We start from the raw sequence: 23,354 nt of genomic DNA, 5'->3' as shown, positions 1-23,354 counted from the left end.
CGTCGTTAATGCTGGGCAGTTTCGGTCGTTCAATGCAGAGACGCAATTATGCGTCTCTACCGCGGCACTTCAATCTGCTGCATAATCTGCTTCACCACGTCATCCGGCGTGCCGCCTTCCATCTCGCGCTCGGGCGTGAGCATGATGCGGTGGCGCAGCACGCTGGGCGCCAGAAACTGCACGTCTTCGGGCGTCACGAAGTCGCGGCCGCGCAGGGCGGCCAGGGCTTTGGCGCCGTTCAGCAGGGCCAGCGAGGCCCGGGGCGAAGCACCCAGGTAGAGGGATTTGTGGGCCCGCGTCTGGCCCACCAGCTTGGCGATGTACTCGAGAATGTTGGCTTCTACGCGCTGCTGGCTCACTTGCTGGCGCAGAGCGGCCAGGTCCGTGGCGCTGAGGATGGGCCGCACGGCTTCCAGGTTGGTGCTGCCCAGGCCGGCATGGTGGCCCGTGAGAATCTGCACTTCCTCGGCCAGGGTGGGGTAGCCCACGTGCAGCTTGAAGAGGAAACGGTCGAGCTGGGCTTCGGGCAGGCGGTAGGTGCCTTCCTGCTCGATGGGGTTTTGGGTGGCCAGCACCAGGAAGGGCTCGGTCATGGGGTAGGTGGTGCCGTCCTGGGTCACGGTGCGCTCCTCCATCACCTCAAACAACGCCGACTGGGTCTTGGCCGGCGCGCGGTTGATTTCGTCAATCAAGACCACGCTGGCGAAAATGGGGCCGCGCCGAAACTCAAAATCAGCCTTGTTCTGCCGGAAAACCGACGTGCCCAGCACGTCCGACGGCATCAAATCGGGCGTGAACTGAATGCGGCTGAACGGCACTTCCAAGGTGCGAGCCAGTAGCTTGGCCATGAGGGTTTTGGCTACGCCGGGCACGCCTTCCAGCAGCACGTGCCCATCGGCCAGGATGGCGGTGAGCAGCAGCTCCAGCAGCTCCGCCTGCCCCACAATGATTTTGCCGATTTCCGTCCGGATGGCGTCGGTTTGGGCCGCGAGGCGGGCAAAGTCGGTGCGCGGGGCAAAAGCGGCTTCGGCAGCCACCGGCGCTTCCACCGGCGCTTCAGCCTCCACCAGCGCTGCTACCGCACCGTCGGGGCTGCCGGTTGGAGGGGCGCTTGGTGTGGCATCGGTAGCGGGCACGTGCGCCGCGAAGTCGGGGCCGGTGGTGGCAGGGGAGACGTCAGGGTTTTCGTTTTCGATATCCATATATTGGGGCCCGGTTCAGGGTGCGGTCGGGTAAGCGAGAGTGAGAATTGGCGGCTTACAGCGGGTAAATGGTTGGCTTAAAGCTGATTCGGGAGCAGGGGTTGGGATAGTGCAATTTCATCAAAATGCCCTTTCCCGGCACAGCGCAAAAACGTGTTTTATCGGCCCGCTTCTCGTCGGAAGTCACCAAGCGCCTTGCTTAGCTGCAGCAGTTGTTGGTCGGTCATTTGGGGGGCGGTACGGGCAAAGTTCACGAGGCGCAGCAGTTCATCGACGCGGCTTTGGCTCAGGCCTGACTTCTGGCTGAGGCGTTGGCGGAATTCGGCATCGGCGAAGTCCGGCGCGTTTTCCTGGAAGTGGGTGCGCAGGTAGTCCAGGAACAGCGCCACCTTTTTCTCCGCAATCAGGGCGTGGTTGCTGCCCTGGCGGTAGAGGCTGGCCACCGTGCGCGTGAAGAGCAACGTGGTGTTGGGCAAGGGCTTGAGGGTGGGAATGATGCGCTGCCGGCGCCGGGCGGCCACCAGCACAAACAGCAGCCCGCCAAACAGGCAGAGGTAGTAGGCCCACTGCAGCGCCGCGTGCGCAAACACCACGCGCAGCAGCGACTGCTCGCCCTCGGGGCCCTGCTTCTGGTACTCGTCCCACCAGGTGCGGCGGGCGGGCAGGTAGGCCAGCGCCGCCGCGGCAAACGCGGCAGTGCGGGGCCGCAGCACGTAGTAGTTGGCAAAAGCCGCGGGCGCCGTGCACAGGTACACGTGGCCCCGGCCGTAGTCGAGCCGGATGAACACGGCCCGGCCTTTGGCGTCGGTGGCCAGGGTGCGCCCCGCGCGGCCCGAGTCTACTGCAAAATGCTGTTCCACGCTGGTGCCCGGCAACCGGATGCCGGCCCGGGCCAACGCCGGATTGGTGAAGCGCAGGTCGGCCGAATCGATGGAGAAAATGCCTTTGTAGTCCTTGCTCGACGTGAGGGCCAGCTCCCGGGTGCGAAAGCCCAGGCTGTCGCGCAACACGCCGCGCCCGCTGCCGAAGTCTTTGGCCGCGATGAAAACGTCGTTGCCGCGCGCCACAAACTGCAGCAGGGCCCGGGCATCGAGCCGGCTCAGGTCAAATTCCTGGTTGACGAAAAGGTAGTTGGCCTGCCCCGCTTTGAGCGGAATGGGCTCATTTGCCTCCTCTTCTTCGTCATCCTCCGCGTATTCTGCCTCGTCATCCTCGTCATCCTCGTCGGAGCTGGCCGTAGAGTCGGCCTCGGCTGTAGCCGTCGTATCGGTTTCGGCGGCGGCCGTGGCGGTGCTGTCGGGGGCATCGGTGGCAGCTGTCGAGTCGGCGGCCTGGGCTTCTGCTGCGGTGCTATCTGTTTCGACGACAGTCTCTTCTACTAACTGGCGCGCGCCGTATTGAGGGGCCGTATCGTCGAGCTTGATGCCGGTGAGCTGGCTGTACACCGGCAGGCGTACGGTTTCGACGGAATCGGTGCCCAGCAGGCGCGGCAGCTGGTCGAACAGCACGTAAGTGCCGAAGGGAATTTTATCCTTATTGGCGTAGGTGGGGCGCCAGTCCAGTGGCTTGGGGCGGTTGTATTCCAGCGTTACGTAGCCCGCGAACAGCAGCGCCACCCCCAGCAAATACAAGCGAAACGTAGTGAGCTGCGGCATTAGTCGGCGAAGGCATTAGGGGCGGGCACGGCGGCGCGGGAATTGCCCGCCAGCCGGGTACTCACGGCGCGCTGGGTGGCCCGGGCCTGCTGGTAGAGGGCCGCGTTGAGGGGCAGGTCGCCGTACCACACGTACTCGAACTCGCGGGTGGCGGCCCGGAAAGCGTCGCGCAGCGGCCCGGCGGGCAGCTCCAGCAGGTAGGCGTGGTTGGTTTTGTCGGGCTGCCACTGAATGAGGCCGCCATCCGTCAGGTGCTTCAGCACCTCGAGGTAGCCCAGGCGAATGGCCAGGCGGAAGTTGCCGGCCGCCTCGGCCTCGGCAATGCGGGTGCGGAAATCGACTTCGTGAATGTTCTCGGCGCCGGTGTCGTAGGCCAGCTGCCCGCGCCGGCCCGAGCGCCCGAAGGCGGCCGTCACGTCCACTTCCAGCAGCTTGAGCACGGCATACACCAGCGCCACCAGAATGGCCGCATACACGCCGTACTTCCACGTGACGCGGCCGGTGGGGGTGCGCAGCATACTGCCCAGCCACCGCCAGATGCGGGCCCAGAAGGCGTCCCAGACGCTGGTGCTTTGGTCGGGCTCCACGTAGCGGAAGTCGCGCTGGCTGGCCAGCTCGCGCAGGCGGGCTGCGTCGTAGCGGCGCGCAGGCAGGCGGGTGGTGCGGTCGGCGGGCAGGGGATTTGCCGCGGGTTTCGGCCGCTCGCCAGCGGGCTTTTCGGCCGCCGGGGCGGGTTTGGCCCAGCCCGGACTGGCCGCGCCGCCGGCCAGGCACAGGGCCAGCAGCGTGCGCCGGCTCCAGCGGCCGCCGCGGTGGAGCCGAAGTTTACCCAAGTATCTGAGCACGCGCAAAGTCAACAACCAGTCTGATTTATTCTTGAGATTTCCACCAAAGCTACACCGCGGCCCGAAGCCGGCGGGTGGGCTAGTATTCGCCTTCCTCGTCGGGGCGGTAAGCGGCGTTGCTCACGCGCGGCGCCGAGGCCTGGCCCAGCGTATTCAGCAGTTGGCGCAGGCCCACGCCTTCGCGGCGCTCCACCAGGTTGAAGTACTGAAACAGCATGGCCACCAGCGGCAGCACCGCCGTAAAAATCCAGCCCAGGGCGTAAATCGCCATCGCGGCAATGCTCAGCACGTTGGAGTCGTCGACCTTCCAGTGCAGGAGGACCTTGGCCGCCATCAGCGCGTAGAAAGGAATGATAAACAAGTAGTTCATGACGCCCGTGATGAACGTGATTATCAGGTACAGGCCCAGCGTCGACCACCATTTGCCCTGAATGAGGTAGAACGAGCGGCGAAACGCGGCCACCACGCCGCCGTCTTCCATCCACAGCGCCGGGAAATACAGCGACAGGCACACCATCACCCACAGCAGCGCCGGAAACACCAGCACCACAAAGCCGGGCCCCGCCAGCGCCAGCGCCCCACTCAAAATGCCGAACCCCAGGCCCAGTATGATGAAGAGCAACAGCCAGGCCCCCACCACGCTGCCCAGGCGGCCCCGCACAAAGCGCCACACCGCACGAGGCGCCACCGGCTCGTCGGGCGGCGTGTTCATGCGCACGCGCACAAAGCCGTACACCGTGCTCGACAGCAGCAGGAACGCCGCCAGAAAGCCGGCCGCCGCCAGGCAGCCGCCAAGAATGGAGGAGCTGGTTAGGAAGGCGTTGGCCGTGCCGAAGCTTTCGGTCACGCGGCTCGTGCGGCCGCTCGGAAAGCGCCCGCCCACGCCGGGCACCATGCTCAGGAAATTGCCCATCAGCAGGCCCATGCCGATGCCGCCGAGCAGGGCCGCCGGCAGCACGAAGTAAGCCAGGCACTTGAGCAAGGGCCGAAACTGCGACGTCACGAACTCGAAGGTGGCGCCGACTTTGGCCCCAAAATCCCGCTCCCGCCGGTAGTCGGCTTCGCGGGTAAAACGTTGTGCAACTGGCATGGTGGCAGGGGAGGGCTAGGCCGGATTCGGAGGAAGGAAAGTCGAAAGATGAGAAATAAAACGAGCTATCGGGCCTCTGCTGCGGCGGCTTCGAGCCGGCGGCGCAGCTGGCGCGGGTACCACACGAAGTACCACGCAATGAAGGCCGCCGAGCTGCCAATGATGGCGAGGCTGGCCGCCACCGGCATCTCGGTGTGGCGGGTCACGAAGCCTTCCAGAAAACCGGCCACCACGAAGATGGGCACCAGCCCGATGGCCATCTTAAGGCCGTCGCGCGCGGCCAGCCGGAAGGCCTCGCTGCGGCTGAACGTGCCCGGAAACAATAGGCCCCGCGCCATCACGAAGCCGGCGGCCCCGGCCACCACCACCGCCGAAATCTCCAGAGTGCCGTGTATCCAGATGGTGAGCACCGACGCCTTGAGCACGTGGTAGTGGTAGAAGAAGTATTGGAACGAGCCCAGCATGATGCCCGTGCGAAACATCTGCACCAGCGTGCCGATGCCCAGCGTGGCGCCCAGCACGTAAATGCTCAGGGCCACGTACACGTTGTTGGCGGTGATGCCGAGGAACATCAGCGTTTCGCCTTCCTGCTTGTACACGGCCATGGGGTCGCCCCGGCGGATGTACTCAATGGTCTGGTTCACGTAGGCGTCGCCCATCACCACGCGCACAAACGAGTCGTCGTGGGCCGCCGAGAGGGCGCCCAGCGCCGTGAACACCACGAACAGGAGCGCCGTGAAAGCCAGCGTGCGGTGGTGCCGCGCCACCACCAGGGGCAGCTCCACGGCCCAGAACTGGGCGAAGCGGCCGCTGCTCTGGCGCTTGTTGGCATACAGGCGCTGGTGCAGCTTGCCGGCCAGGCCGTTGAGGTAGGCCGTGGTGGGCGAGGCGGGGTAGAAGGTCTGGGCGTAGGCCAAGTCGTCGGTGAGGGCCACGAAGCGGGCGGCCAACTCGTCGGGGCCGGCGGGCGGCTGCTTTTCGTACTGCTGCCAGCGCTCCTGGTTCTGGCGCAAAAAAACGGCTTCTCGCATGGCTCGGAATTGAAGGGCTTAAAGATAGGAAGCCAGGGGCAGCCAACCGCGCCCTTGCGGCGGCCCGCGGCTAGGTTTTGCCCGGCGCGGGTTTTGCCGTTTCTTCGTCGCAAATAACCCTTTCCGCCATGGCCAGCATCCGCGTACAAACCGCCCAAAACGTTTCGCTCGAATACGAAGTCGCCAGCCTCGGCGACCGCATCGTGGCCGCCATTCTCGACAACCTCATCCTCGGCGCCTGGGTGGCGGCGCTGGCGGTTTTGTTTGCAATGGGCAAGCTCAATTCCACGGCCTCCATGGTGACGCTGGGCGTGCTGGCCGGCGTGCCTTACGTGTTTTACCACCTGGCCTGCGAGGTGTTTTTCAATGGCCAAAGCATTGGCAAGAAAGCCCGCGACATTCGCGTGATGCGCCTCGACGGCACGGCGCCCAGCCTCGGCGACTACCTGCTGCGCTGGCTGCTGCGCATCGTCGATACCGGCTTAATGGGCGGGCTGGTGGCCATCATCACCATCGCGGCCAACGGGCGCGGGCAGCGCCTCGGCGACCTGGCCGCCGGCACCACCGTGGTGAAGGTGCGCCCGCAGGCCAGCTCTGCGCTGGCCCCCACCCTGAGCAGCGTGGCTGGCTACCAGCCGGTGTTTCCGCAGGCCGCCCTGCTCGCCGACCACGACGTGGCCCTGATTCGGCAGCTGGCCAACCAAGCCAGCGCCCGCAACAACTACGAGCTGCTGAATGAGCTGGCCAACAAGGTGAAGGAGATTACCGGCATCCAAACCGATTTGCAGGACGTTCCCTTTCTGCAAACCGTGCTGCGCGACCACGCCCACCTGGCCCATCAGTAGCCGCCGTCGGAATATTAGGCTCTAGCCTTCAACGCAAAAGCGGCTGGCCCCGAGTGGGACCAGCCGCTTTTTTGTCGACTGCAAAGCGCCGAATGAGGGCTTAGTTGCGGGTCATGAGCTTGTTGGTGGCCAGCTCCGAGGCGGGGATGGGCCACACGTAGAGCACGTCGGAGGGATTGACGGCCGACACCGAACCCTTGCCCGGGATGGGGGCGTTGAGGCGCATGATGTCGATGTTGCGCAGGCCCTCGCCCAGGAACTCGATGCGGCGCTCCAGCAGCAGGGCGTCGAGCATGTCGGCGGCCGTGGCAAAGGAGGCATACGCCCCGGTGGGGTTCGAGCGGGTGCGCACCGCGTTCAGCAACTGTAGCGCCTGCGCGTCGACAGCGTTGGCGGCGCGCACTTTGGCTTCGGCTAGGTTCAGCATCACCTCGGCGTAACGAATGACGGGGGCCTTGTCGATGTAAGGCGTGCTGGTGTTGGTGCCGGTGGGGTACTTTTTCAGGAACGACTCCGAGCCCACAATCTGCACGAAATTGGTGCGGCGGGCATCGGTGGCGGCAAACGCCGGGCTGGCCAGAATGCTGCCCGCGGCGGTATTAAGGCCGTACTCGCCGTTGCCGCCGTTGGCGGCGCCGGGGGGCAGGAAATAGTAGGCCAGCTGGTTTTGGGTGCCCGGTCCGTCGGCCACGGTGAAAGGGAAAGACAAAATGCTTTCCGTAGTTTCCTGGGTGCCGGTAAACACGGCGGCCACCGAGGCGTTGAGGGCGTTGGGCACGCCGGAGGGCGCCGCATAGGGCGCGGCGGCGGGCACCAGCTTGTTGGCTTCCCGAATCACGTCGGCGTAGCGGCCCATGCTCAGGTACACCCGCGTTTTGAGGGCGATGGCCGTGTTGCGGTGAGCCCGCGTCACGTTCAGGGTAGTGGCCGAGGTGCCGTAGGTCAGCGGCAGGCTGGTTTCGGCAAAGTCCAGGTCGGCCAGAATCTGCGTGTACACGTCGGCCACCGAGCTGCGCGCCAGGTCGTTGCCGGTGTCGTCGATTTCGGCGCGCAGGCGCAGGGGCAGGCCCGGCTTGCTGCCGTTGCCGTCGGCGTAGGGCCGGGCATACAGCTGCAGCAGCGAGTAGTAGCACAAGGCGCGCAGCAGGCGGGCTTCGCCGCGGTAGTTGTTGGCCTTGGTGACGTAGTCGGCCGGGAAAATGGGAGCGATGAATTTCGACGCATTCGCGTCGAGGCCAGCCAGAAACACGTTGATTTGGTTGATGGCGGCATAGCCCACGCCCCAGGTGTTGATGACGTCGTTCTGCGAGGTTTCGGTGAGCGTGTGGTTCCACACGGCCGTGCCGGTCACCAGGTTCGACGCGCGGTTGAGGAAGTCATTGGCCCGGATGTCGCCAAAAATCTGGTAGCGTCCGCCCAGAAAACGGCCGTCTTTCACGAAGCTGTACAAGCCGTTGGCCTGCAACTCGACGCGGGCAGGGGTATCAAATACCACTTTATCCGAGAACAAAGTAACGGGAACGGGGCTAAGCTTATCGGTTTGGCAGGACGAGAAGGCGCCCGCCGAGAGCAGGGCCGCGCACAGGGCCGCGGCCGCTTTGGTGTTGAGAAATTTCTTCATCGGAATAAAAGCGAATTAGAAGCCAATGTTGAAGCCCACGGTGTAGGTGCGGGCCTGGCCCACGGAGTTGCGGTCGACGCCCGCGCCGGTGTTGGCGCCGGCGGCCACCGTGCTGGTGCCGTTGCTCGAAATCTCGGGGTCGATGCCCGAGTACTTGGTGAACAGCAGCGCGTTCTGCACCTGCACGTAGAGGCGGGCGTTGGCCACGCCCAGGCGGGTCAGCAGCCCTTGGTCGAAGGAATAGCCCAGCGACACTTGGCGCAGGCGGGCAAAATCGCCTTTCTCCACGTTCGACGACATCACCAGGGCCGAGCCGTTCGACACGTTGTCGCCGTACACCACCCGGGGCCACTTGGCGTCGCGGTTGCTTTCGGTCCAGTGGTCGAGGATGTCGACTTCATTGTTCCAGAAGCGCTGGTCGTGCAGGCCCGACTTCGTGCCGTTGTAGATATAGTTGCCGCCCGAGAACTGCACAAACAGGCCCAGGTCGATGCCCTTGTAGCGGAACGTGTTGTCGAAGCCGCCGTACCAGGTAGGCAGCACCGGACCGAAGTATTCGCCGTCCTGCAACTGGGTGGGGGCAGAGGTGTTGGTGTTGGTGCCCTTGATGGTCCAGCCGGTCGAGCCCGCGCCGGTAGTGCCCTGGTGGTTGTATTCTACCACGGTGCCGTCGGCTTTCCGAATCATGCGGCGGCCGTTGTCGGGGTTCACGCCCAGCGAGCGCACGGCCAGGATTTCGCCCACCGAGTGGCCCACCTGCGTGTAATTGGAGGTTTCGAGGCCGCCCGTGGAGGTGCCAATGCGCTGGCCTTCGGTGGCCAGCGAGAGCACGCGGTTTTTGAGCGTGGTCACGTTGCCGCTCACCGTCCAGCTGAAGGCTTTGCCCTGCAGCACGTTGTAGCTCAAGTCTACTTCAATGCCCGTGTTGCGCATCGAGCCCACGTTGGCCTGAATGGAGTTGTTGGGAATGCCCTTGGACGGCGACTGCGGCACGTCCAGAATCAGGCCGTCCACCAGGTTTTCGTAGTAGGCGGCGTTGCCCCGCAGGCGGTCCTGGAAAAAGCCGAACGACACGCCGATGTCGGTTTTCTTGCTGGTTTCCCAGGTCAGGTTCTGGTTGCCGGCGTTGCCATAGTACAGCGTGGGGTTGGCGGCGTACAGGCCCGAAGTGTAGGTGGACAGGGCCACAAAGTCGCTGATGCCTTGGTTGTTGCCCACCATGCCGTAGCTGCCGGTCAGTTTCAGGGTGGAGAAGACGTTGGAGAACGAAGCGTTTTTCCAGAAGGCCTCCTCCGACACCACGTAGCCCAGCGAGGCGCCGTAGAAGTTGCCGTATTTCTTGGCAAACGCCGAGTAGCCGTCACGGCGCACGCTCGCGCTGGCCAGGTACTTGTGGTCGTAGTTGTAGTTCACGCGCCCGAAAAACGACACCAGGTAGTTGGTGCCCTGAAACTGGCCCGACGACGCGATGTTGGTGTAGTTGCCCTGGAAGGTGGTGAAAAAGTCGTCGGCCACGCCGGTGCGAGAGGCGCCCCAGCGCTGCACGTCGGTGTTCTGCTGCTCGTTGCCCACCAGCACCGAGAAGTTGTGCTTCTCGGCAAACGAGTGGTCGTACTGCAGCGTGTTCTGCCAGTTCCAGCGCTTGTTGGTGCGGAAGTAGTTGTCGGCTTGGCCGGTGGGCGTGAGCGAGCCCGGCAGCGAGGTGTAGAAGGCTTTGTCCTCGAAGCTCAAGTTGTTGAGGCCGTAGCTGGTGCGCAGGTTCAGGCCGCTGATGATTTCCCAGTCAGCATATACGCTGCCCTCAATCTGGCTGCCTTCGGAAGTAAAGTAGTTGTTTTTAATATCGACCACCGGGTTGATGAAGCCAATCACGAAGGGGGCGCCGTTGGTGGGGTTCAGGTTGGGGCCGGGCCCGATGCTGGTGCCGCTCACGTTGGGGCTGCCGTCGGGGTTGTAGGCGGCCAGGTTGGGCGGCAGCAGGATGGGCACGCGGCCCAGGCCTGCCGAGCCAAAGGCGTTGTCGCCCACCGAACCCGTGTTCGGCGAAGCGTTTTGCGTATTGGAATAGGCCACGCGCATGCCCACCGTAAAGTTTTTGTACAGCTTGTGGTCCACGTTCAGGCGGGCCGACAACCGCTTGAAGTCATTGTTCACAATCATGCCCTTCTGGTTGGTGTAGCCCACCGACGAGAAGAAGCTCGTCTTGTCGGTGCCGCCCGAGAAGTTGAGGTTGTGCGACTGCGAAAAGCCCGTGCGGTAGATGTAGTCGTACCAGCGCGTGTCGGCCGCGTTGCCGTTGGCATCGGCCAGCTTGAAGCCTTCCACGTTAGTGGCGGCCGCGCCAATGGCCCGCCGGTTGGCGTTGAGGTTGCGCACGGCTTCGTTTTTCACGTCCACGTACTGCTGGGCATTCAGCACGTCGTAGAGCCGCACCGGCTTCGACCAGCCGGCCCAGGTGTCGTACGACAAGTGGCTCTGGCCTTTGCGGCCTTTTTTGGTGGTGACGAGGATAACCCCACCGGCCGCCCGCGAGCCGTAGATGGCCGTGGCCGAGGCGTCCTTCAGCACTTCCATGCTCTCGATGTCGGCCGGGTTCAGGTTGCTCAGCGGGTTGTTGGGCACGCTGCCCAGGGCCGAGTTGTTGCCCGTGAAGGCCGGAACGCCGTCAATCACAATCAGCGGCGACGAGCTCAGGTTGATGGAGTTGACGCCGCGAATGCGAATAACGGGTGGGTTGTTCAGCACGCCGTTGGGTGTGGTGATGTTCACCCCCGGGGCCCGGCCCTGCAAGGCCTGGTCGAAGCTTTGGACCGGCGCAGTGGCAATCTCTTTGCCCGTGATGGTGGCCACGCTGCCCGTCAGGTCGCGGCGCGACTGCGTGCCGTAGCCCACCACTACCACCTCGCTCAGGTCTTTGGTGTCGGTGGCTAGGCGGATGTTGAACGACGACTGGCCGCCGATGGCTACTTCCTGCGTGGCGTAGCCCACGTAGGAAAACACCAGCGTGCTGGCCGAAGCCGGCGCCGCCACCGCGAACTTACCGTCGGCGTCGGTGGAAGTGCCCAGCTTGGTGCCCTTCACGAGCACGGTCACGCCCGGGATGGAGGCGCCGTCCGAGCCCACTACAGTGCCCGTCAAATTTCGGTCCTGAGCCCGCAGGTCGTGGCCCAGCAAGGCCAGGACAAACGCTAGAAAAAAAAGTAAAGGTTTTCTCATGAGTTTAGGAATGAAATGAAAAAATGGTGAGTTACTTAATGGGCGAATATAGAGATGAAGGCTTGTCAGTAGACAAGTCTGTTTGCAATTAAATTTTCAATCAGAAATCAAGCAAGCCAAGTTAATCCCACTAATATCGCAAATAAGGCCGAGATTTTGTAAAAGCAGGACAGTAAACCCGAAGTTGCTGAAATGTCACAATGAACCCATAAGTAGCGGCATCAGCCACCGCCGAACCATGCCAAATGCCGGCGCCGTGGACACAGCAAAAAGGGCGGCTTCCGTACGGAAGCCGCCCTTTTTGTGGGTGCGGTGCGTTGGTCCAGGTGCTTACCAGGGCACGGGCTGGCCCTGCCAGGTCACGAAGCTGCCGTTTTCTTCGGCGTGCAGCTGCTCGGCCAGGCGGATGATGCCGCGGGCCGAGTCGGCCGGCTCCTGGGTGGCGTGGTCGCCGCCCATTTCGGTGCGCATCCAGCCCGGGTCCACCAGCACCGAAATCAGGCCCAGGTGGCCGATTTCGGCGGCCAGGCTGCGCATGTACATGTTCAGGGCGGCCTTGCTGGCGCTGTAATGGTAGGGGTCGCCGGTGGCTTTCCACGTCAGGGAGCCCTGGCCCGAGGAGATGCTCAGGATGCGGCCCCGCTGGCCGGCGCGCAGCAGCGGCAGCAGCGCCTGCGCCACCAGCAGCGGCCCAATGGCGTTCACCTGCATGGTCTCGATGGCGTCGTCGTGGGTGAGTTGGCCCAGGCGCTGGTGGGCGTCGCCCGAGCCCGCGTGCGGGTACACGCCGGCGTTATTGATGAGCACGTCGAGGCCGCTGGTGCTGGCTTGCAGGGTTTGCACGGCCGCGGCAATGGAGTGGGCACTGGCCACGTCGAGGGGCAGCAGCACGAGGCGGTCGGCGTATTGCTGCTGCAGCTGCTTGAGCTCGGCGGCCTGGTCGGGGCGGCGGCTGGCGGCAAACACCTGGTCGCCGCGCTCCAAGTACTGGCGGGTAAGTTCGAGGCCCAGGCCCCGGTTGGCTCCGGTGATGAAAACGCGCATGATGAGGGGGGAGGTAAGGAAAAGCGGATGACGTTGGGGCTGCAGTTTACGCACAAAAGCCCGCACCCGGCACAGGGCCAGGCGCGGGCTTTGCGCAGATAGCGGCCCATATTTTACCGCGGAATCTGCACCACGCGGGTTTTCGAGAAGGTGTCGTGCCAGCCGGCGTTGCCCGACAGGAAGGAAAACGCGTCGAACGGAATCATGCGGCAGAGCGAGCGCAGAAAAATGGCCTTGGTGGTCAGTTCCGAGCCGTCTTCCATCACCACGCGGGTGCGGGTGAGGAGCTTGCCGATGGTGCGCCCGGTCGATACTTCCAACACGAAGTAGTACACAAACATCAGCCCAATGCCGACGAAGCTGCTAACCGGCCCCTTGATGTTGTCGAGCCATTCGACGTGCCCCGTGAGGCCCAGCACCACGCCCAGCGCCACGCCCAGCAGCAGGCAGCCGAAGTAAAAAGTGGCTACGTCAATCAGGTAGTTGCCGAAGCGCTGGCCGGTGCTGGCTTCCACCAGTGCCACGGGCTCGGCAGTGAATTCGGAAAAGGAGTAGTCTTGTTGCATGCAGGGATAAATGGAAAAGGTTAGGCTCGCAATATGGTAAAAAGTTTCTGTTTAGCAGTACGTTGAAGCGGCATCATAGCGGTTTCAACTGAGGCTTTTCGCCCGTGGTAAATGTTCCTGTTATATGCACAGCAGCACGTGCACTTTCCATTAAAAGAAAAGAGGCACCTGCTTAGCAGGTGCCTCTTTTTTGGATGCCAGGTTTTACGGATTACCCCGCCGCCACGGCCTTGCGGCGGCTGGCGCGCTGCAGGCGCTCGGTGCCCTGCTCCAGCAGCTCGTCGTCGCGCTCGGTCTTTTTCACGCTCCAGCTCAGCGAGTATAGGTCCTTGCGGCGGTCGCGCAGGTTGCGCACGGCGCCGCTGGTGTTCAGGTCCTTGAGCAAGTCGAGGTCGAGGTCGGCGATGAGCGTCATCTCCGTGTTCGGCGTGGCCTCGGCCACGATGGCGTCGTGCGGGAAGGCAAAGTCGGAGGGGCTGAACACAGCGCTCTGCGAATACTGAATGTCCATGTTCTCGACGCGCGGCAGGTTGCCCACCGAGCCGGTGATGGCCACGTAGCACTCGTTTTCGATGGCCCGGGCCTGGGCGCAGATGCGCACGCGCTGGTAGGCGTTCTTGGTGTCGGTCCAGAAGGGCACGAACAGGATTTTCACGCCCTCGTCGCTCAGCATGCGGGCCAGCTCCGGGAATTCCACGTCGTAGCACACCAGAATGCCGATTTTGCCAAAGTCCGTGTCGAAGCATTTGAGCTTGTCGCCGCCGCGCATGCCCCAGTAGCTGGCCTCGTCGGGCGTCACGTGCAGCTTGTATTGCTCGTCCACGGTGCCGTCGCGGCGGCAGAGATAGGCCACGTTGTGCAGCTTGCCGTCTTCGTACACCGGCATCGAACCGGCCACGATGTTGATGTTATAGCTCACGGCCAGCTCCATCATTTTCAGTTTGATGGGCTCGGTGAAGGCCGCCATGGCCCGGATGGCCACCGAGGGCGAGTCCTCGTTGGTGAGGGCCATGAGCGGGGCGTTGAAAAACTCCGGAAACATCACGCAGTCCGACTTATAGCCCGACACCGTGTCCACGAAGAACTCCATCTGCTGCAGCAGGTCTTCCAGGCTGCGGGTGGCGCGCATCTGCCACTGCACAATGCCGATGCGCACGTTGCTCTTGGTATTGCCGATGAGCTTTTCCTTCTCTTCATAATACACGTTAATCCACTCCAATAGCGTGGCAAACGCCTTGCTTTCAGAGTCGTATGGCAGGTAGCCGCGAATGATTTTGCGGACGTAAAACTCGTTGGAGAGCTGGAAGGTGAGGATGGGGTCGACCAACTCCTTGTTGCGCACCATCTCCACGTACTTGGCCGGGGTCATCTCGTTGGCGTAGGCGGCGTAGCCGGGAATGCGGCCGCCGGCCACCATGGCGCGCAGGTTCAGGTTTTCGCACAGCTCTTTGCGGGCGTCGTAGAGGCGGCGGCCCAGGCGCAGCGAGCGGTACTCGGGGTCCACAAACACGTCGACGCCGTAGAGGGTGTCGCCGTCGTCGTCGTGGGTGTCGAACTTGCCGTTGCCCGTTATTTTGGCATACGTGTGCTTGTCGCCGAACTTGCTGTAGTCCACGATGATGGCCAAGGCCGCCGCCACCAGGCGCCCGTTGTCCTCGATGCCAATCTGGCCTTCGGGAAACTTCCGGATGAGGGCCGCAAACTCGTCGGCGGCCCAGGCGCCCTCCATGTTGGAGTACACCTTGTCCATGATTTCCTTGATGGCCTTGAAATCGGAGCGGCGCAGGGTGCGCAACACCAGCTTGTGGGCCGGCACCGCGGTGGGCGTGAGGCGCTCGGCCACCGTGGCGGCGCTGGGAGTAGCTATTTTTTTGGCGTGGGCACCGCCAGGGACGGTTTTGCCGTTGGCGACGGGGGCCGAAGCGACCGATTTGCCATTAGAAGAAGTAGCCATAATTAGGTGAAGTCGAAAATGCGGGAAAAGCGGCCAGCGGGTGGCCCATCGGCCGAAAGCCAGCCGGCCGGTCCGGTAAAATTACCCCAGAAAAAACCCGTTGGCGGGGCAGCCAACGGGTAAGCAAACGAAAAAGCCAGCAAAACGGTGCGCCAGGCGCCAAACTTACTCCCGCACCACCCGCCGGGTGGCCGTGCCGCGGGCCGTGGTCACGGTGAGCAGGGCCACGCCGCGGAAGCTGCCAAACGCATCGGGCCCCAGCGTGAGCACCTCGCCGGGAGCCGCAACGTGGCGCCGGAACAGTTGCCGCCCCACCAAATCGGTGGCCGACACGGTGAGCGGCCCGCTGCCGGCCGGCAACGTGAGCGTGAGCGGCGTGCCGGCAGCCGAAGGGTTGGGGTAGGCGCTTAGCGCCGCGTCGGTGGCCGCGTCGCGGGTGGCCAGGCGAATGATGCGGCGGTAAATGTCGCGGTATTCCACGCCCGTGATGGTTTCCTGGCCGGCCAGCACGCGCGTGGTGATGGTGAGCAGCGGCACGTGCTGCGTCTTGGCCAGCCACTTGTACTCGCGGGTCACGGGCACGTCGAAGCCCTGGCTCACGCCGCCCACCGACACGCTGTCGTGGTCTTCGAGGCGCGTCACCACCCGCACCGTCTGGAAGGTGCCGAAGGGCGTGGTGAGCGTGCCCCAGGCATCGGGCTTGTTCACGCGCTTGCGCTTCTGGCTGAGGTAGCCCACCGTGGCCGTGGCCGCCGGCGTGGTGAAGTAGGAATTGCTGGAATCGGCCGGGCTGGCGAAGCTCAGCGGAAAGCGGTAAATAACGTCCTGCTGCGCCTGGCTGACGTAGGTGACGGGCACCGCCGTGCCGGCCAGCGACGCGCCGAAGCCCACCGAACGAAAGTCCTGCTGCACCACCGCGGCCGCCGTCAGGTTGTAAAACTGGTACGTATCGGTGATGGGCAGCAGGCCGCCGGCCGCCAGCGGCAGCTCCTGCGGCGAGGCCACCGTGGCCCGGTTCACGCCCCCAAACAGCGCCCCAAACGTGAGCTGGTAAAACGCCGAAGTGGCCGTGACCGTGCTGGCCGGCAGAAACGTCTCGACGCGCTGCGAGGTGGGCGTCAGAGCGGCGTAGTTCCAGGTTTGGTTGGCGCCGCGGCGCGAAAGGGGCGGCGCCGTCGCCGGTAGCACCGGGCTGGCCACGCTCAGCCGTAGCGAATCGACGCCGGTGGTGAGCGAGGGCATGTCGGTGCGGTCGATAATGGGCGACGTCTGGGCCAGGGCCGGGCCGGCCAGCAGCAGCAAAAAGGGTAGGAGTCGGCGCATAGAGTCGGGTAAATGGGTGGCTACGAAGATACATCCTCCACACCCGCAAACCGCTATGTTTCGCCCCGGTATTTACACGCCCTGCATTTCGGGCACGTCGCCTTCGGGCACCACCAGCTTGCCGGCCGTGGCGGCTTGTATCTGCTCCACGCTCACGCCGCGGGCGCGCTCGCGCAGCACAAAGCCGTCGGGCGTCACGTCGAGCACGGCCAGCTCGGTCACGATTTTCTTCACGCAGCGCAGGCCCGTGATGGGCAGCGTGCAGTCGGTCAGGAGCTTGCTGCTGCCGTCCTTGGCCACGTGCTGCATGGCCACGATGATGTTTTTGGCCGAAGCCACCAGGTCCATGGCGCCGCCCATGCCTTTCACCATCTTGCCCGGAATCTTCCAGTTGGCGATGTCGCCGCGCTCCGAAACTTCCATGGCCCCGAGAATGGTCAGGTCCACGTGCTCGCCGCGAATCATGCCGAACGAATCGGCCGAGGAGAAAATGCTGGAGCCGGGCAGCGTGGTCACCGTCTGCTTGCCGGCGTTGATGAGGTCGGGGTCGACCTGGTCTTCCGTCGGGAAGGGGCCCATGCCGAGCAGGCCGTTTTCCGACTGCAGCTCCACGTTGATGCCGGCCGGTATGTAGTTGGCCACCAGCGTGGGAATGCCGATGCCGAGGTTAACGTACGAACCGTCTTTTACTTCCTGGGCGATGCGCCGGGCGATGCCGTGTTTGTCGAGCATGATGGGGATGAATGGGGTGGGAATGAGCTGAAAAAGGCCGTTGTGTAGCGCGCCGCGCAGCACGACGGTGCGTTATTTAGAGCCGGCAACAAATGACTGATAAACCGCCGTCTTGAACTTGCCGGCCAAGTCGCGAGCCGTGCCGCTGGGGTATTTCTGGGTGTAGATGAGGGCCACCAGTTTGGCTTTGGGGTCGACCCAATACGTGGTGCCGAAAATGCCGCCCCATTCATACGAGCCCTCCGACAGCCCGACCGGCTGCTTGGCGGCGCTCTCGGCCGTGACGATGCTAAAGCCCAAGCCGAACTTGTTGCCGCCCTGGCTCACGTCGCCCATCTGGTTCTGCGTTATCAGGGCCACGGTGGCGGGCTTCAGCAGCTGCCGGCCGTTGTAGCGGCCGTTGTCCAGCAGCATTTGCAGGAAGTGGGCGTAATCGTCGATGGTCGACGACAAACCCGCGCCGCCCGAGAAGTAGGTGCCGGCCGCCTTGGGGTAGTCCGGAATCATGCCGTCGCGCGGGCCCATGTACGCGGTTTGCTGGTTGGCATCCTCGGTGTAGAGCCGGGCCAGCCGGGCCGGCCGGTCGGCGGGCAGGTAAAACCAGGTGTCCTTCATGCCCAGCGGCTCAAAGAGGCGGGCGCGCAGGTACCGGTCCAGCGGCTGGCCCGAAAGCACCTCAACCAGCCGGCCCAGCACGTCCACGCTCAGCCCGTAGGTGAACCGCTCGCCCGGCTGGTGCATGAGCGGCAAGGCCCCCAGCGCGTCCATCGACTTGGCCAAAGACCCCGCCGGCGTGCCAATGCCGCTCGGAATGTGCGCTTTGGCGTAAATGCCCCGCGCCTCCTTGCTTCCAATAATGGGGTAGCCGATGCCCGAAGTGTGCGTGAACAGCTGCCGGATGGTGATTTCGCTCTTGGCCGGCACGGTGGTGTAGGTGCTGTCTTTTTCGTTGAAAGACGCCAGCACCTTCGGGTTTTTGAACGCCGGCAGGTACTTCGAGATGGGGTCGTCGAGTTGGAACTTGCCTTCGTCGTAGAGCAGCATCAGCCCAATGCTGGTGATGGCCTTGGTTTGGGAAGCAATGCGCACAATGGCGTCGGTGCGCAGCGGGGTTTGGGCCGCCACGTCATCGAGGCCCACGGCCTTGCGGTACAGCACCTTGCCGTCGCGCATCACCAGGGCAATGGCGCCGGGCACGCGGTTGGCGGCTGTGTATTCCTGCAGCAGCTGGTCGATGAGCTGGGCCTCGGCGGGGTCGACGGTGGCCGGGGCCGCGGCGGGCAGGGCCGTGGCGGCTGCGGCCTTGTGGGCCAGGGCTTTCCGGGCGGGCGCCGCCACCTGGGCCACGGCGCCGTAGCCGCTCAGCAGCAGAAGCAGCGCGAGGGAATGTTTGCGGAAGGTCATAAAGAGGAAGAAGCCAGCGAGTGGTTTAAGGCGTAGAAAAGGAGCGGGGGTCCCGGCGGGCGGCCAGGCGCCGCAATTGAAACCACTGGGCAATGCGCACCCCCAGCAGCAAGGTGAGCAAGCCCGGAATCAGCAGCAATAGTACCCACGTATTGGTTTCGTTGTAGGACGTATGGGTGCGGTTGGCCAGGTTCACCATGAAATCGGTGCAGTACCAAAACGCAACGTGCACGCAGCGGGCACCCCAGGTCAGCAGCTTATCCACGGCGCAGGGTTTTGAGTTGCCGAATCAGCACCGCGTTGCGCAGGGCCCCGTAGGTGAGGCCCACCAGCAACAGCGGCACCAACACCAGGTAAAAACCAATATTAGCCGCCGCGTACCACGCCCGGCCGCCGCTCATCAGCCCCCGAATGGTGGCCGCAAACAGCGGCCGCAGCCGGAAATAGGCCGGGCTGTTGGCCGGCGTGGCGTGCGGGCAGCCGTGCGTTTCGCAGTAGCGCGAGCAGCGGTTGGCCAGCCGGGCAGTGGTGGGCGGCGGGCTGGTTTCGTTCACGTACACTCCCAGCGCCACCGGCACCAGCGTCAGCAACGACACCAGCAGCATCAGAAGCAAACGGGTGCGCAGCGCAACGTGCATACAATCAGCCAGAAGGGTTTGCCTTACACCGCGGCCCGCACCGTGCGCTGCTCAATGCGCTTCTCGTACCGCTCGCCCTGGTAGATGCGCTGCACGAAGATGCCCGGCGTGTGAATCTGGTTGGGGTCGAGCTCGCCGGCGGGCACCAGCTCCTCCACTTCGGCCACCGTGATTTTGCCGGCCGTGGCCATCATGGGGTTGAAGTTGCGGGCCGTGCCTTTGTAGACGAGGTTGCCGGCCGTGTCGCCCTTCCAGGCTTTCACGAAGGCAAAGTCGGCGTGCAGCGCGGTTTCGAGCAGGTACATCTTGCCGTTGAACTCGCGGCTTTCTTTGCCTTCGCCCACCTCCGTGCCGTAGCCGGCCGGCGTGTAGAAGGCCGGAATGCCCGCGCCGCCGGCCCGGCAGCGCTCGGCCAGCGTGCCTTGCGGAATCAGCTCCACTTCCAGCTCGCCGCTCAGCAGCTGGCGCTCAAACTCGGCGTTCTCGCCCACATAGCTCGAAATCATCTTGCGTACCTGCTTGGTTTGCAGCAGCAGGCCGATGCCAAAATCGTCGACGCCGGCGTTGTTCGAGATGCAGGTCAGGTTTGTCACGCCGAGGCGCAGAATTTCCTGAATCGAGTTTTCGGGTATGCCGCAGAGGCCGAAGCCGCCAAGCATCAGCGTCATGCCATCGGCCAGGCCCTGGAGGGCTTCCCGGGCGTTCGGAACGGTTTTGTTTATCATCGGGTGGGTGAGGAAGGCGAGGCCGCCGGAGCCGGCGGCAGGTAATTGACGGGTAAAAATTCACCCATTTTTTCGAACCCCCAGTATTCGTCGGTGAATACGGCCAGCGGGTTCGTCAATTGGCCGTTGGGCTGAATCTCGATTTCGGGCACCATCAGCACCAGCTGCGATACCTGCCGGTCGCTCGGCGGCAAGGGCGCGTTGGTGGGCAGGGTGGTCCTGATTTGGTAGAGTGGGTCGGGCCCTTCGCGCAGGTAGCTCACCTGCAGGTTGTCAACAAACCGCAGGGAAACCCGCTGTCCATCAGCCGAAACCCGGCGCAGGCTGTCAATTGGCCGGGGCTTGGTGTAGAGCATCGAAAACGCCGGCGGCACCTTGGCCCAGCGCGCCAGCGAATCTTGCTCGGCCCGCGAAAAGGCCGAGTTCATGTGCTCGCGCAGCAGCTGGCGGCGCAGGCTGTCGGCCCGCGGAAAGCGCTTGTTTGGAATGATGCGCAGCCGCTGCGCCACGAAGCCGGCGCTGCTGATGTCGCCGTCGTGCACGCTTTTCAGAAAGTGCGTGACGGAACCGTAGTAGGCCTTGGCGCGGTTGGCAGCCCAGCGGCGCTGCTGGCGGGCGCTGCCCGTCATTTCCTCAAACACCGGCTGGCCATAGAAGCTGACGACGTGCTGGTTGAAATTGGTGCTGAACTGCAGCCCGTAGTATTTAATGCGGTAGCCCAGCGCCTGGTTGTCCACCTGCACGTACTTGTAGGAAGAAGCCGTCAGCTCGTTTTTCTCCGCATCGAAATCGACCAGCACGTCGTCGGGGTTGCGGATGCGGCACTGCGCCGAAAACGAAGTGCGCCCCAAAAACAGCTCCGCAAACTTGCGGTAGTCGTCGGCGCGGTGCGGGTTGGGGCGCACCACCACTTCGCCCAATCGGTTGGCCATTGGCCCAAGGCGCAGCACCAAGCGTTGGGGCACCGTGCCCACGGCGATGCTTTGCTTGGCCAGGCGGTAGCCCACGTAGGAGCCCACTACGTCGTAGGTGCCGGCCGGCACTTTGGGGAACACAAAGGTGCCCTGCTCCGTGGTGGTCACGCCCAGCGTGGTATTGGCCAGAAACACGCTCGCGAACGCCAGCGGCGCGTGCGTCACCGAGTCTTCTACCACGCCGGTCAGGCTGCTTTGGGCCCACACTGCCCCCGGCCATGCCAGCATTCCCACCAATAGCAGCAGGCCCCACCGCATTATTGACGGACTGCAGAAACGGGCGGCGGCAGGCTGCCGGGCACGTAATCAACCGGCAAAAACTCCCCGATTTTCTCAAACCCCCAGTACTCGCCGTTGAACACGTCCAAGGGGTTCAGCAGCGTGCCGTTGGCCTGAAACTGGGCCTCGCGGCCCTGCAGCTTGAGGCGCGATACCTGGCGCGGGCCGCTGGGGAAGGCCGGTTTCGGGTAGCCCAGCGGCGACATGGGCCGCTTGTAGAGCGGGTCGGGCGTCTCGCCAAAATAAGCCACCTGCAACTCGCCATTAAAGCGCAGAAAGGTGCGCTTGCCGCCCGGCGACACCCGCCGGATGCTGTCGATGGGCAGTGGCTGTTGGTTGAGGGTGGCCAGCACCGGCGCCAGGGTGTCCCACTGGTCCAGCGAGTCCTGCTCGGCGGCGGTGTAGGGGCCGTTGGGCTTGGCAGCCATCAAGGCGGTGCGCTGCTCTTCGGCCCGCACATAACGAGGGTTGTCGAACACCCGGATTTGCTGGGTGTAAAAGCCTTCGGCCTTCAGCCGGTCGTTGTACACGCTGCGCAGAAAGTGCATGAATGAGCCCTTGTAGGCCGTCAGGCGGTTGGCGGCCCAGAGCTTGCGCTGGCGCTCGTCTTTGGGCTTCAATTCCTCAAACACGGGCTGGCCGTAGTAAAACACCGACCGGTCGTCGTCGTTGGAAGAAAACTGCAGGCCGTAGTATTTCAGGCGGTAGCCCAGGGCCTCGTTGTCAATCTGCACGAATTCTTTGGCGTGGGCCGTCAGCTCCTTGGTCGAGTCGTCGTAGAGCACCAGCACGTCGTCGGGGTTGCTGATGCGGCACTGGGCCGAAAACGTGCTGCCGCCCAAAAACAGCTTTGAGAATTTTGCATATTCCTCGGGCTTGTTGGCGGCCGGCTTCACCACTACCTCGCCCAGCTGGTTGCCGGTGGCACCCAGCTTCAGGGTCACTTCCTGCGGCTCGCGGCCAATGGTAACGCTTTGCTTGGCTAGGCGGTAGCCCACGTAGGAGCCCACCACGTCGTAGGTGCCGGCCGGCACTTTGGGGAACACAAAGGTGCCCTGCTCCGTGGTGGTCACGCCCAGCGTCGTATTGGCCAGAAACACGCTCGCAAACGACAGGGGCTCGTTGGTGGCCGAGTCGCGCACCACGCCGGTGAGCTTGCCCTGGGCCTGGGCGGCGAAAGAAGTAAGCAGGGAAAAGCAGCCTATTGCAAATAAGCGGAAGTATTTCATAAAGAATACGGTGGAATATAATAAGCAGAAAGCTATGCCAGCGCCGCGCGCGTGGCTTGCGCATCCAACGCCAATTGCGCCGTTAGCGCGTCCAGGCCGTCGTATTTTTCTTCGCCGCGCAGCCAGGCCACAAACTCCAGCGTCAGCAGCTGGTCGTACAAGTCGCCGCTGAAGTCGAGCAGGTTTACCTCAATAGTCTGTTCCAAATCCTTGCCAATTGTGGGCCGCACCCCGATGGCCAGCATGGCCGGGTGCTGCGTGCCCGCCGCCGTGAGGGCCCATACCGCGTAAATGCCGCGGGCCGGTACCAGTTTCAGCGGCTCTGTAATGGCCAGATTAGCAGTGGGGTATCCTATCGTGCGGCCCAATTTCTGCCCGTGCACCACCAAGCCGGTGATGGGGTAGTGGTAGCCGAGGTAGCGGTTGGCGGTGGCCACATCGCCCTGCCGCAGCGCCTGCCTGATGCGGGTGCTGCTCACGCCCACGGCGTCCACGTCTTCGCGCGGAATCTCTTCCACGGTCAGGCCGTAGCGGTCGGCGTTTTGGCTGAGGTAGTCGAAGCCGCCTTCCCGGTTTTTGCCGAAGCGGTGGTCGTAGCCGATGACCAATTGCTTGGTGCCCACGGTTTTTAGCAGCAGGTTCTGGATGTACTCTTCCGAAGTCCACTGCGCAAATTCCCGGGTGAAGGGCACGATGAGGAGGTAGTCGACGCCGAATTCGGCCAGTTTGGCAATGCGTTCTTCCAGGGTATTGAGCAGCTGCAATTCCAGCAGCTCGGGGTGGGAGGGCGGCGGGCCCAGCACCAGCCGCGGGTGCGGCCAGTAGGTAATCACCACCGACGGTCCGCCGCTGGCCTGCGCCACCTCGCGCAGCCGCCCCAAAATGCGCTGGTGCCCCACATGCACACCATCGAAAGTGCCGCTGGTGACGACGGCATTGCCAAGAAACGGAAACTGGGCCGGGTCGCGGATGACGTGCATT

Annotated in this window: 20 protein-coding genes; 1 reads left to right on the top strand and 19 read right to left on the bottom strand. The window is 63.7% G+C overall.

The genetic code is table 11. From position 1 onward, the window contains the following. Positions 1-56: 56 nt before the first annotated feature. The 5 genes from IC234_RS18315 to IC234_RS18295 form a co-directional block, all read right to left on the bottom strand. Positions 57-1,202: an AAA family ATPase gene (locus tag IC234_RS18315; RefSeq protein ID WP_223827771.1), complete on the bottom strand. Its 1,146-nt coding sequence runs from the start codon at positions 1,200-1,202 to the stop codon at positions 57-59. 158 nt (positions 1,203-1,360) lie between these two features. Then, positions 1,361-2,857 carry a DUF4350 domain-containing protein gene (locus IC234_RS18310; protein ID WP_190927479.1) on the bottom strand — a complete coding sequence of 499 codons (1,497 nt, stop codon included), beginning with the start codon at positions 2,855-2,857 and terminating at the stop codon, positions 1,361-1,363. Next, positions 2,857-3,690 (bottom strand): DUF4129 domain-containing protein, encoded by an 834-nt coding sequence (locus IC234_RS18305; protein ID WP_223827770.1) that lies wholly within the window; start codon positions 3,688-3,690, stop codon positions 2,857-2,859. Before IC234_RS18305 ends, IC234_RS18310 begins: the two co-directional genes overlap by 1 nt. A gap of 91 nt (positions 3,691-3,781) precedes the next feature. After that, positions 3,782-4,792 (bottom strand): hypothetical protein, encoded by a 1,011-nt coding sequence (locus IC234_RS18300; protein WP_190927474.1) that lies wholly within the window; start codon positions 4,790-4,792, stop codon positions 3,782-3,784. A gap of 65 nt (positions 4,793-4,857) precedes the next feature. After that, positions 4,858-5,823 (bottom strand): stage II sporulation protein M, encoded by a 966-nt coding sequence (locus IC234_RS18295; protein WP_190927472.1) that lies wholly within the window; start codon positions 5,821-5,823, stop codon positions 4,858-4,860. A gap of 128 nt (positions 5,824-5,951) precedes the next feature. Between IC234_RS18295 and IC234_RS18290 the strand changes: the two genes are divergently transcribed. Then, entirely contained in the window at positions 5,952-6,668 is a 717-nt protein-coding gene (locus IC234_RS18290) for an RDD family protein (protein ID WP_190927449.1), read from the top strand. 100 nt (positions 6,669-6,768) lie between these two features. Here IC234_RS18290 and IC234_RS18285 read toward each other — a convergent pair whose 3' ends face one another. From IC234_RS18285 to IC234_RS18220, 14 genes are all read right to left on the bottom strand, one after another. Next, a complete protein-coding gene (locus IC234_RS18285; protein ID WP_190927447.1) occupies positions 6,769-8,289 on the bottom strand; it encodes a RagB/SusD family nutrient uptake outer membrane protein in 1,521 nt (506 codons plus the stop codon). Positions 8,290-8,304: 15 nt separating this feature from the next. Beyond that, complete coding sequence (locus IC234_RS18280; protein WP_190927445.1) at positions 8,305-11,505, bottom strand: SusC/RagA family TonB-linked outer membrane protein; 3,201 nt, start codon at positions 11,503-11,505, stop codon at positions 8,305-8,307. Positions 11,506-11,835: 330 nt separating this feature from the next. Beyond that, positions 11,836-12,549, bottom strand: coding sequence for an SDR family oxidoreductase (locus tag IC234_RS18275; protein WP_190927443.1), 714 nt, complete (start codon positions 12,547-12,549; stop codon positions 11,836-11,838). A gap of 113 nt (positions 12,550-12,662) precedes the next feature. Then, positions 12,663-13,115: an RDD family protein gene (locus tag IC234_RS18270; RefSeq protein WP_190927441.1), complete on the bottom strand. Its 453-nt coding sequence runs from the start codon at positions 13,113-13,115 to the stop codon at positions 12,663-12,665. A 211-nt stretch (positions 13,116-13,326) separates the two neighbouring features. Next, on the bottom strand, positions 13,327-14,865 hold the full coding sequence (locus IC234_RS18265) for a carbon-nitrogen hydrolase family protein (protein WP_223827796.1): 1,539 nt from the start codon (positions 14,863-14,865) through the stop codon (positions 13,327-13,329). Between the two features lie 369 nt (positions 14,866-15,234). Beyond that, complete coding sequence (locus tag IC234_RS18260) at positions 15,235-16,392, bottom strand: hypothetical protein (protein WP_190927437.1); 1,158 nt, start codon at positions 16,390-16,392, stop codon at positions 15,235-15,237. Between the two features lie 72 nt (positions 16,393-16,464). Next, the gene (locus IC234_RS18255; protein ID WP_190927435.1) at positions 16,465-17,124 is read right to left on the bottom strand and encodes a CoA transferase subunit B; all 660 of its coding nucleotides are present in this window, start codon (positions 17,122-17,124) and stop codon (positions 16,465-16,467) included. Positions 17,125-17,196: 72 nt separating this feature from the next. Continuing rightward, positions 17,197-18,528: a serine hydrolase domain-containing protein gene (locus tag IC234_RS18250; RefSeq protein ID WP_190927433.1), complete on the bottom strand. Its 1,332-nt coding sequence runs from the start codon at positions 18,526-18,528 to the stop codon at positions 17,197-17,199. Positions 18,529-18,553: 25 nt separating this feature from the next. Then, positions 18,554-18,793, bottom strand: coding sequence for a hypothetical protein (locus IC234_RS18245; RefSeq protein WP_190927431.1), 240 nt, complete (start codon positions 18,791-18,793; stop codon positions 18,554-18,556). Next, positions 18,786-19,166, bottom strand: a complete 381-nt coding sequence (locus tag IC234_RS18240; protein WP_190927429.1) for a hypothetical protein — start codon at positions 19,164-19,166, stop codon at positions 18,786-18,788. The genes IC234_RS18245 and IC234_RS18240 overlap by 8 nt, the downstream gene beginning before the upstream one ends. Before the next feature lie 23 nt (positions 19,167-19,189). Further along, positions 19,190-19,891 (bottom strand): CoA transferase subunit A, encoded by a 702-nt coding sequence (locus tag IC234_RS18235; protein ID WP_190927427.1) that lies wholly within the window; start codon positions 19,889-19,891, stop codon positions 19,190-19,192. Continuing rightward, complete coding sequence (locus IC234_RS18230; RefSeq protein WP_190927425.1) at positions 19,888-21,093, bottom strand: carboxypeptidase-like regulatory domain-containing protein; 1,206 nt, start codon at positions 21,091-21,093, stop codon at positions 19,888-19,890. The genes IC234_RS18235 and IC234_RS18230 overlap by 4 nt, the downstream gene beginning before the upstream one ends. 29 nt (positions 21,094-21,122) lie before the next feature. After that, positions 21,123-22,373, bottom strand: coding sequence for a carboxypeptidase-like regulatory domain-containing protein (locus IC234_RS18225; protein WP_190927423.1), 1,251 nt, complete (start codon positions 22,371-22,373; stop codon positions 21,123-21,125). 32 nt (positions 22,374-22,405) lie between these two features. Then, positions 22,406-23,353 (bottom strand): bifunctional riboflavin kinase/FAD synthetase, encoded by a 948-nt coding sequence (locus tag IC234_RS18220; protein ID WP_190927421.1) that lies wholly within the window; start codon positions 23,351-23,353, stop codon positions 22,406-22,408. Between the last annotated feature and the right edge of the window lies 1 nt (position 23,354).

The organism is Hymenobacter armeniacus (assembly GCF_014699055.1).
Taxonomy (GTDB): Bacteria; Bacteroidota; Bacteroidia; order Cytophagales; family Hymenobacteraceae; genus Hymenobacter; species Hymenobacter armeniacus.
Note: the sequence above shows the minus strand (reverse complement) of the source record. Positions and strands in the feature narration are given on the sequence as shown.

What these genes read in the sequence shown, in the direction of transcription:
- IC234_RS18315 (WP_223827771.1), bottom strand. Translation starts at nt 1,202, where the DNA reads ATGGATATCGAAAACGAAAACCCTGACGTCTCCCCTGCCACCACCGGC.
- IC234_RS18310 (WP_190927479.1), bottom strand. Translation starts at nt 2,857, where the DNA reads ATGCCGCAGCTCACTACGTTTCGCTTGTATTTGCTGGGGGTGGCGCTG.
- IC234_RS18300 (WP_190927474.1), bottom strand. Translation starts at nt 4,792, where the DNA reads ATGCCAGTTGCACAACGTTTTACCCGCGAAGCCGACTACCGGCGGGAG.
- IC234_RS18295 (WP_190927472.1), bottom strand. Translation starts at nt 5,823, where the DNA reads ATGCGAGAAGCCGTTTTTTTGCGCCAGAACCAGGAGCGCTGGCAGCAG.
- IC234_RS18290 (WP_190927449.1), top strand. Translation starts at nt 5,952, where the DNA reads ATGGCCAGCATCCGCGTACAAACCGCCCAAAACGTTTCGCTCGAATAC.
- IC234_RS18285 (WP_190927447.1), bottom strand. Translation starts at nt 8,289, where the DNA reads ATGAAGAAATTTCTCAACACCAAAGCGGCCGCGGCCCTGTGCGCGGCC.
- IC234_RS18280 (WP_190927445.1), bottom strand. Translation starts at nt 11,505, where the DNA reads ATGAGAAAACCTTTACTTTTTTTTCTAGCGTTTGTCCTGGCCTTGCTG.
- IC234_RS18275 (WP_190927443.1), bottom strand. Translation starts at nt 12,549, where the DNA reads ATGCGCGTTTTCATCACCGGAGCCAACCGGGGCCTGGGCCTCGAACTT.
- IC234_RS18270 (WP_190927441.1), bottom strand. Translation starts at nt 13,115, where the DNA reads ATGCAACAAGACTACTCCTTTTCCGAATTCACTGCCGAGCCCGTGGCA.
- IC234_RS18265 (WP_223827796.1), bottom strand. Translation starts at nt 14,865, where the DNA reads ATGGACAAGGTGTACTCCAACATGGAGGGCGCCTGGGCCGCCGACGAG.
- IC234_RS18260 (WP_190927437.1), bottom strand. Translation starts at nt 16,392, where the DNA reads ATGCGCCGACTCCTACCCTTTTTGCTGCTGCTGGCCGGCCCGGCCCTG.
- IC234_RS18255 (WP_190927435.1), bottom strand. Translation starts at nt 17,124, where the DNA reads ATGCTCGACAAACACGGCATCGCCCGGCGCATCGCCCAGGAAGTAAAA.
- IC234_RS18250 (WP_190927433.1), bottom strand. Translation starts at nt 18,528, where the DNA reads ATGACCTTCCGCAAACATTCCCTCGCGCTGCTTCTGCTGCTGAGCGGC.
- IC234_RS18240 (WP_190927429.1), bottom strand. Translation starts at nt 19,166, where the DNA reads ATGCACGTTGCGCTGCGCACCCGTTTGCTTCTGATGCTGCTGGTGTCG.
- IC234_RS18235 (WP_190927427.1), bottom strand. Translation starts at nt 19,891, where the DNA reads ATGATAAACAAAACCGTTCCGAACGCCCGGGAAGCCCTCCAGGGCCTG.
- IC234_RS18230 (WP_190927425.1), bottom strand. Translation starts at nt 21,093, where the DNA reads ATGCTGGCATGGCCGGGGGCAGTGTGGGCCCAAAGCAGCCTGACCGGC.
- IC234_RS18225 (WP_190927423.1), bottom strand. Translation starts at nt 22,373, where the DNA reads ATGAAATACTTCCGCTTATTTGCAATAGGCTGCTTTTCCCTGCTTACT.
- IC234_RS18220 (WP_190927421.1), bottom strand. Translation starts at nt 23,353, where the DNA reads ATGCACGTCATCCGCGACCCGGCCCAGTTTCCGTTTCTTGGCAATGCC.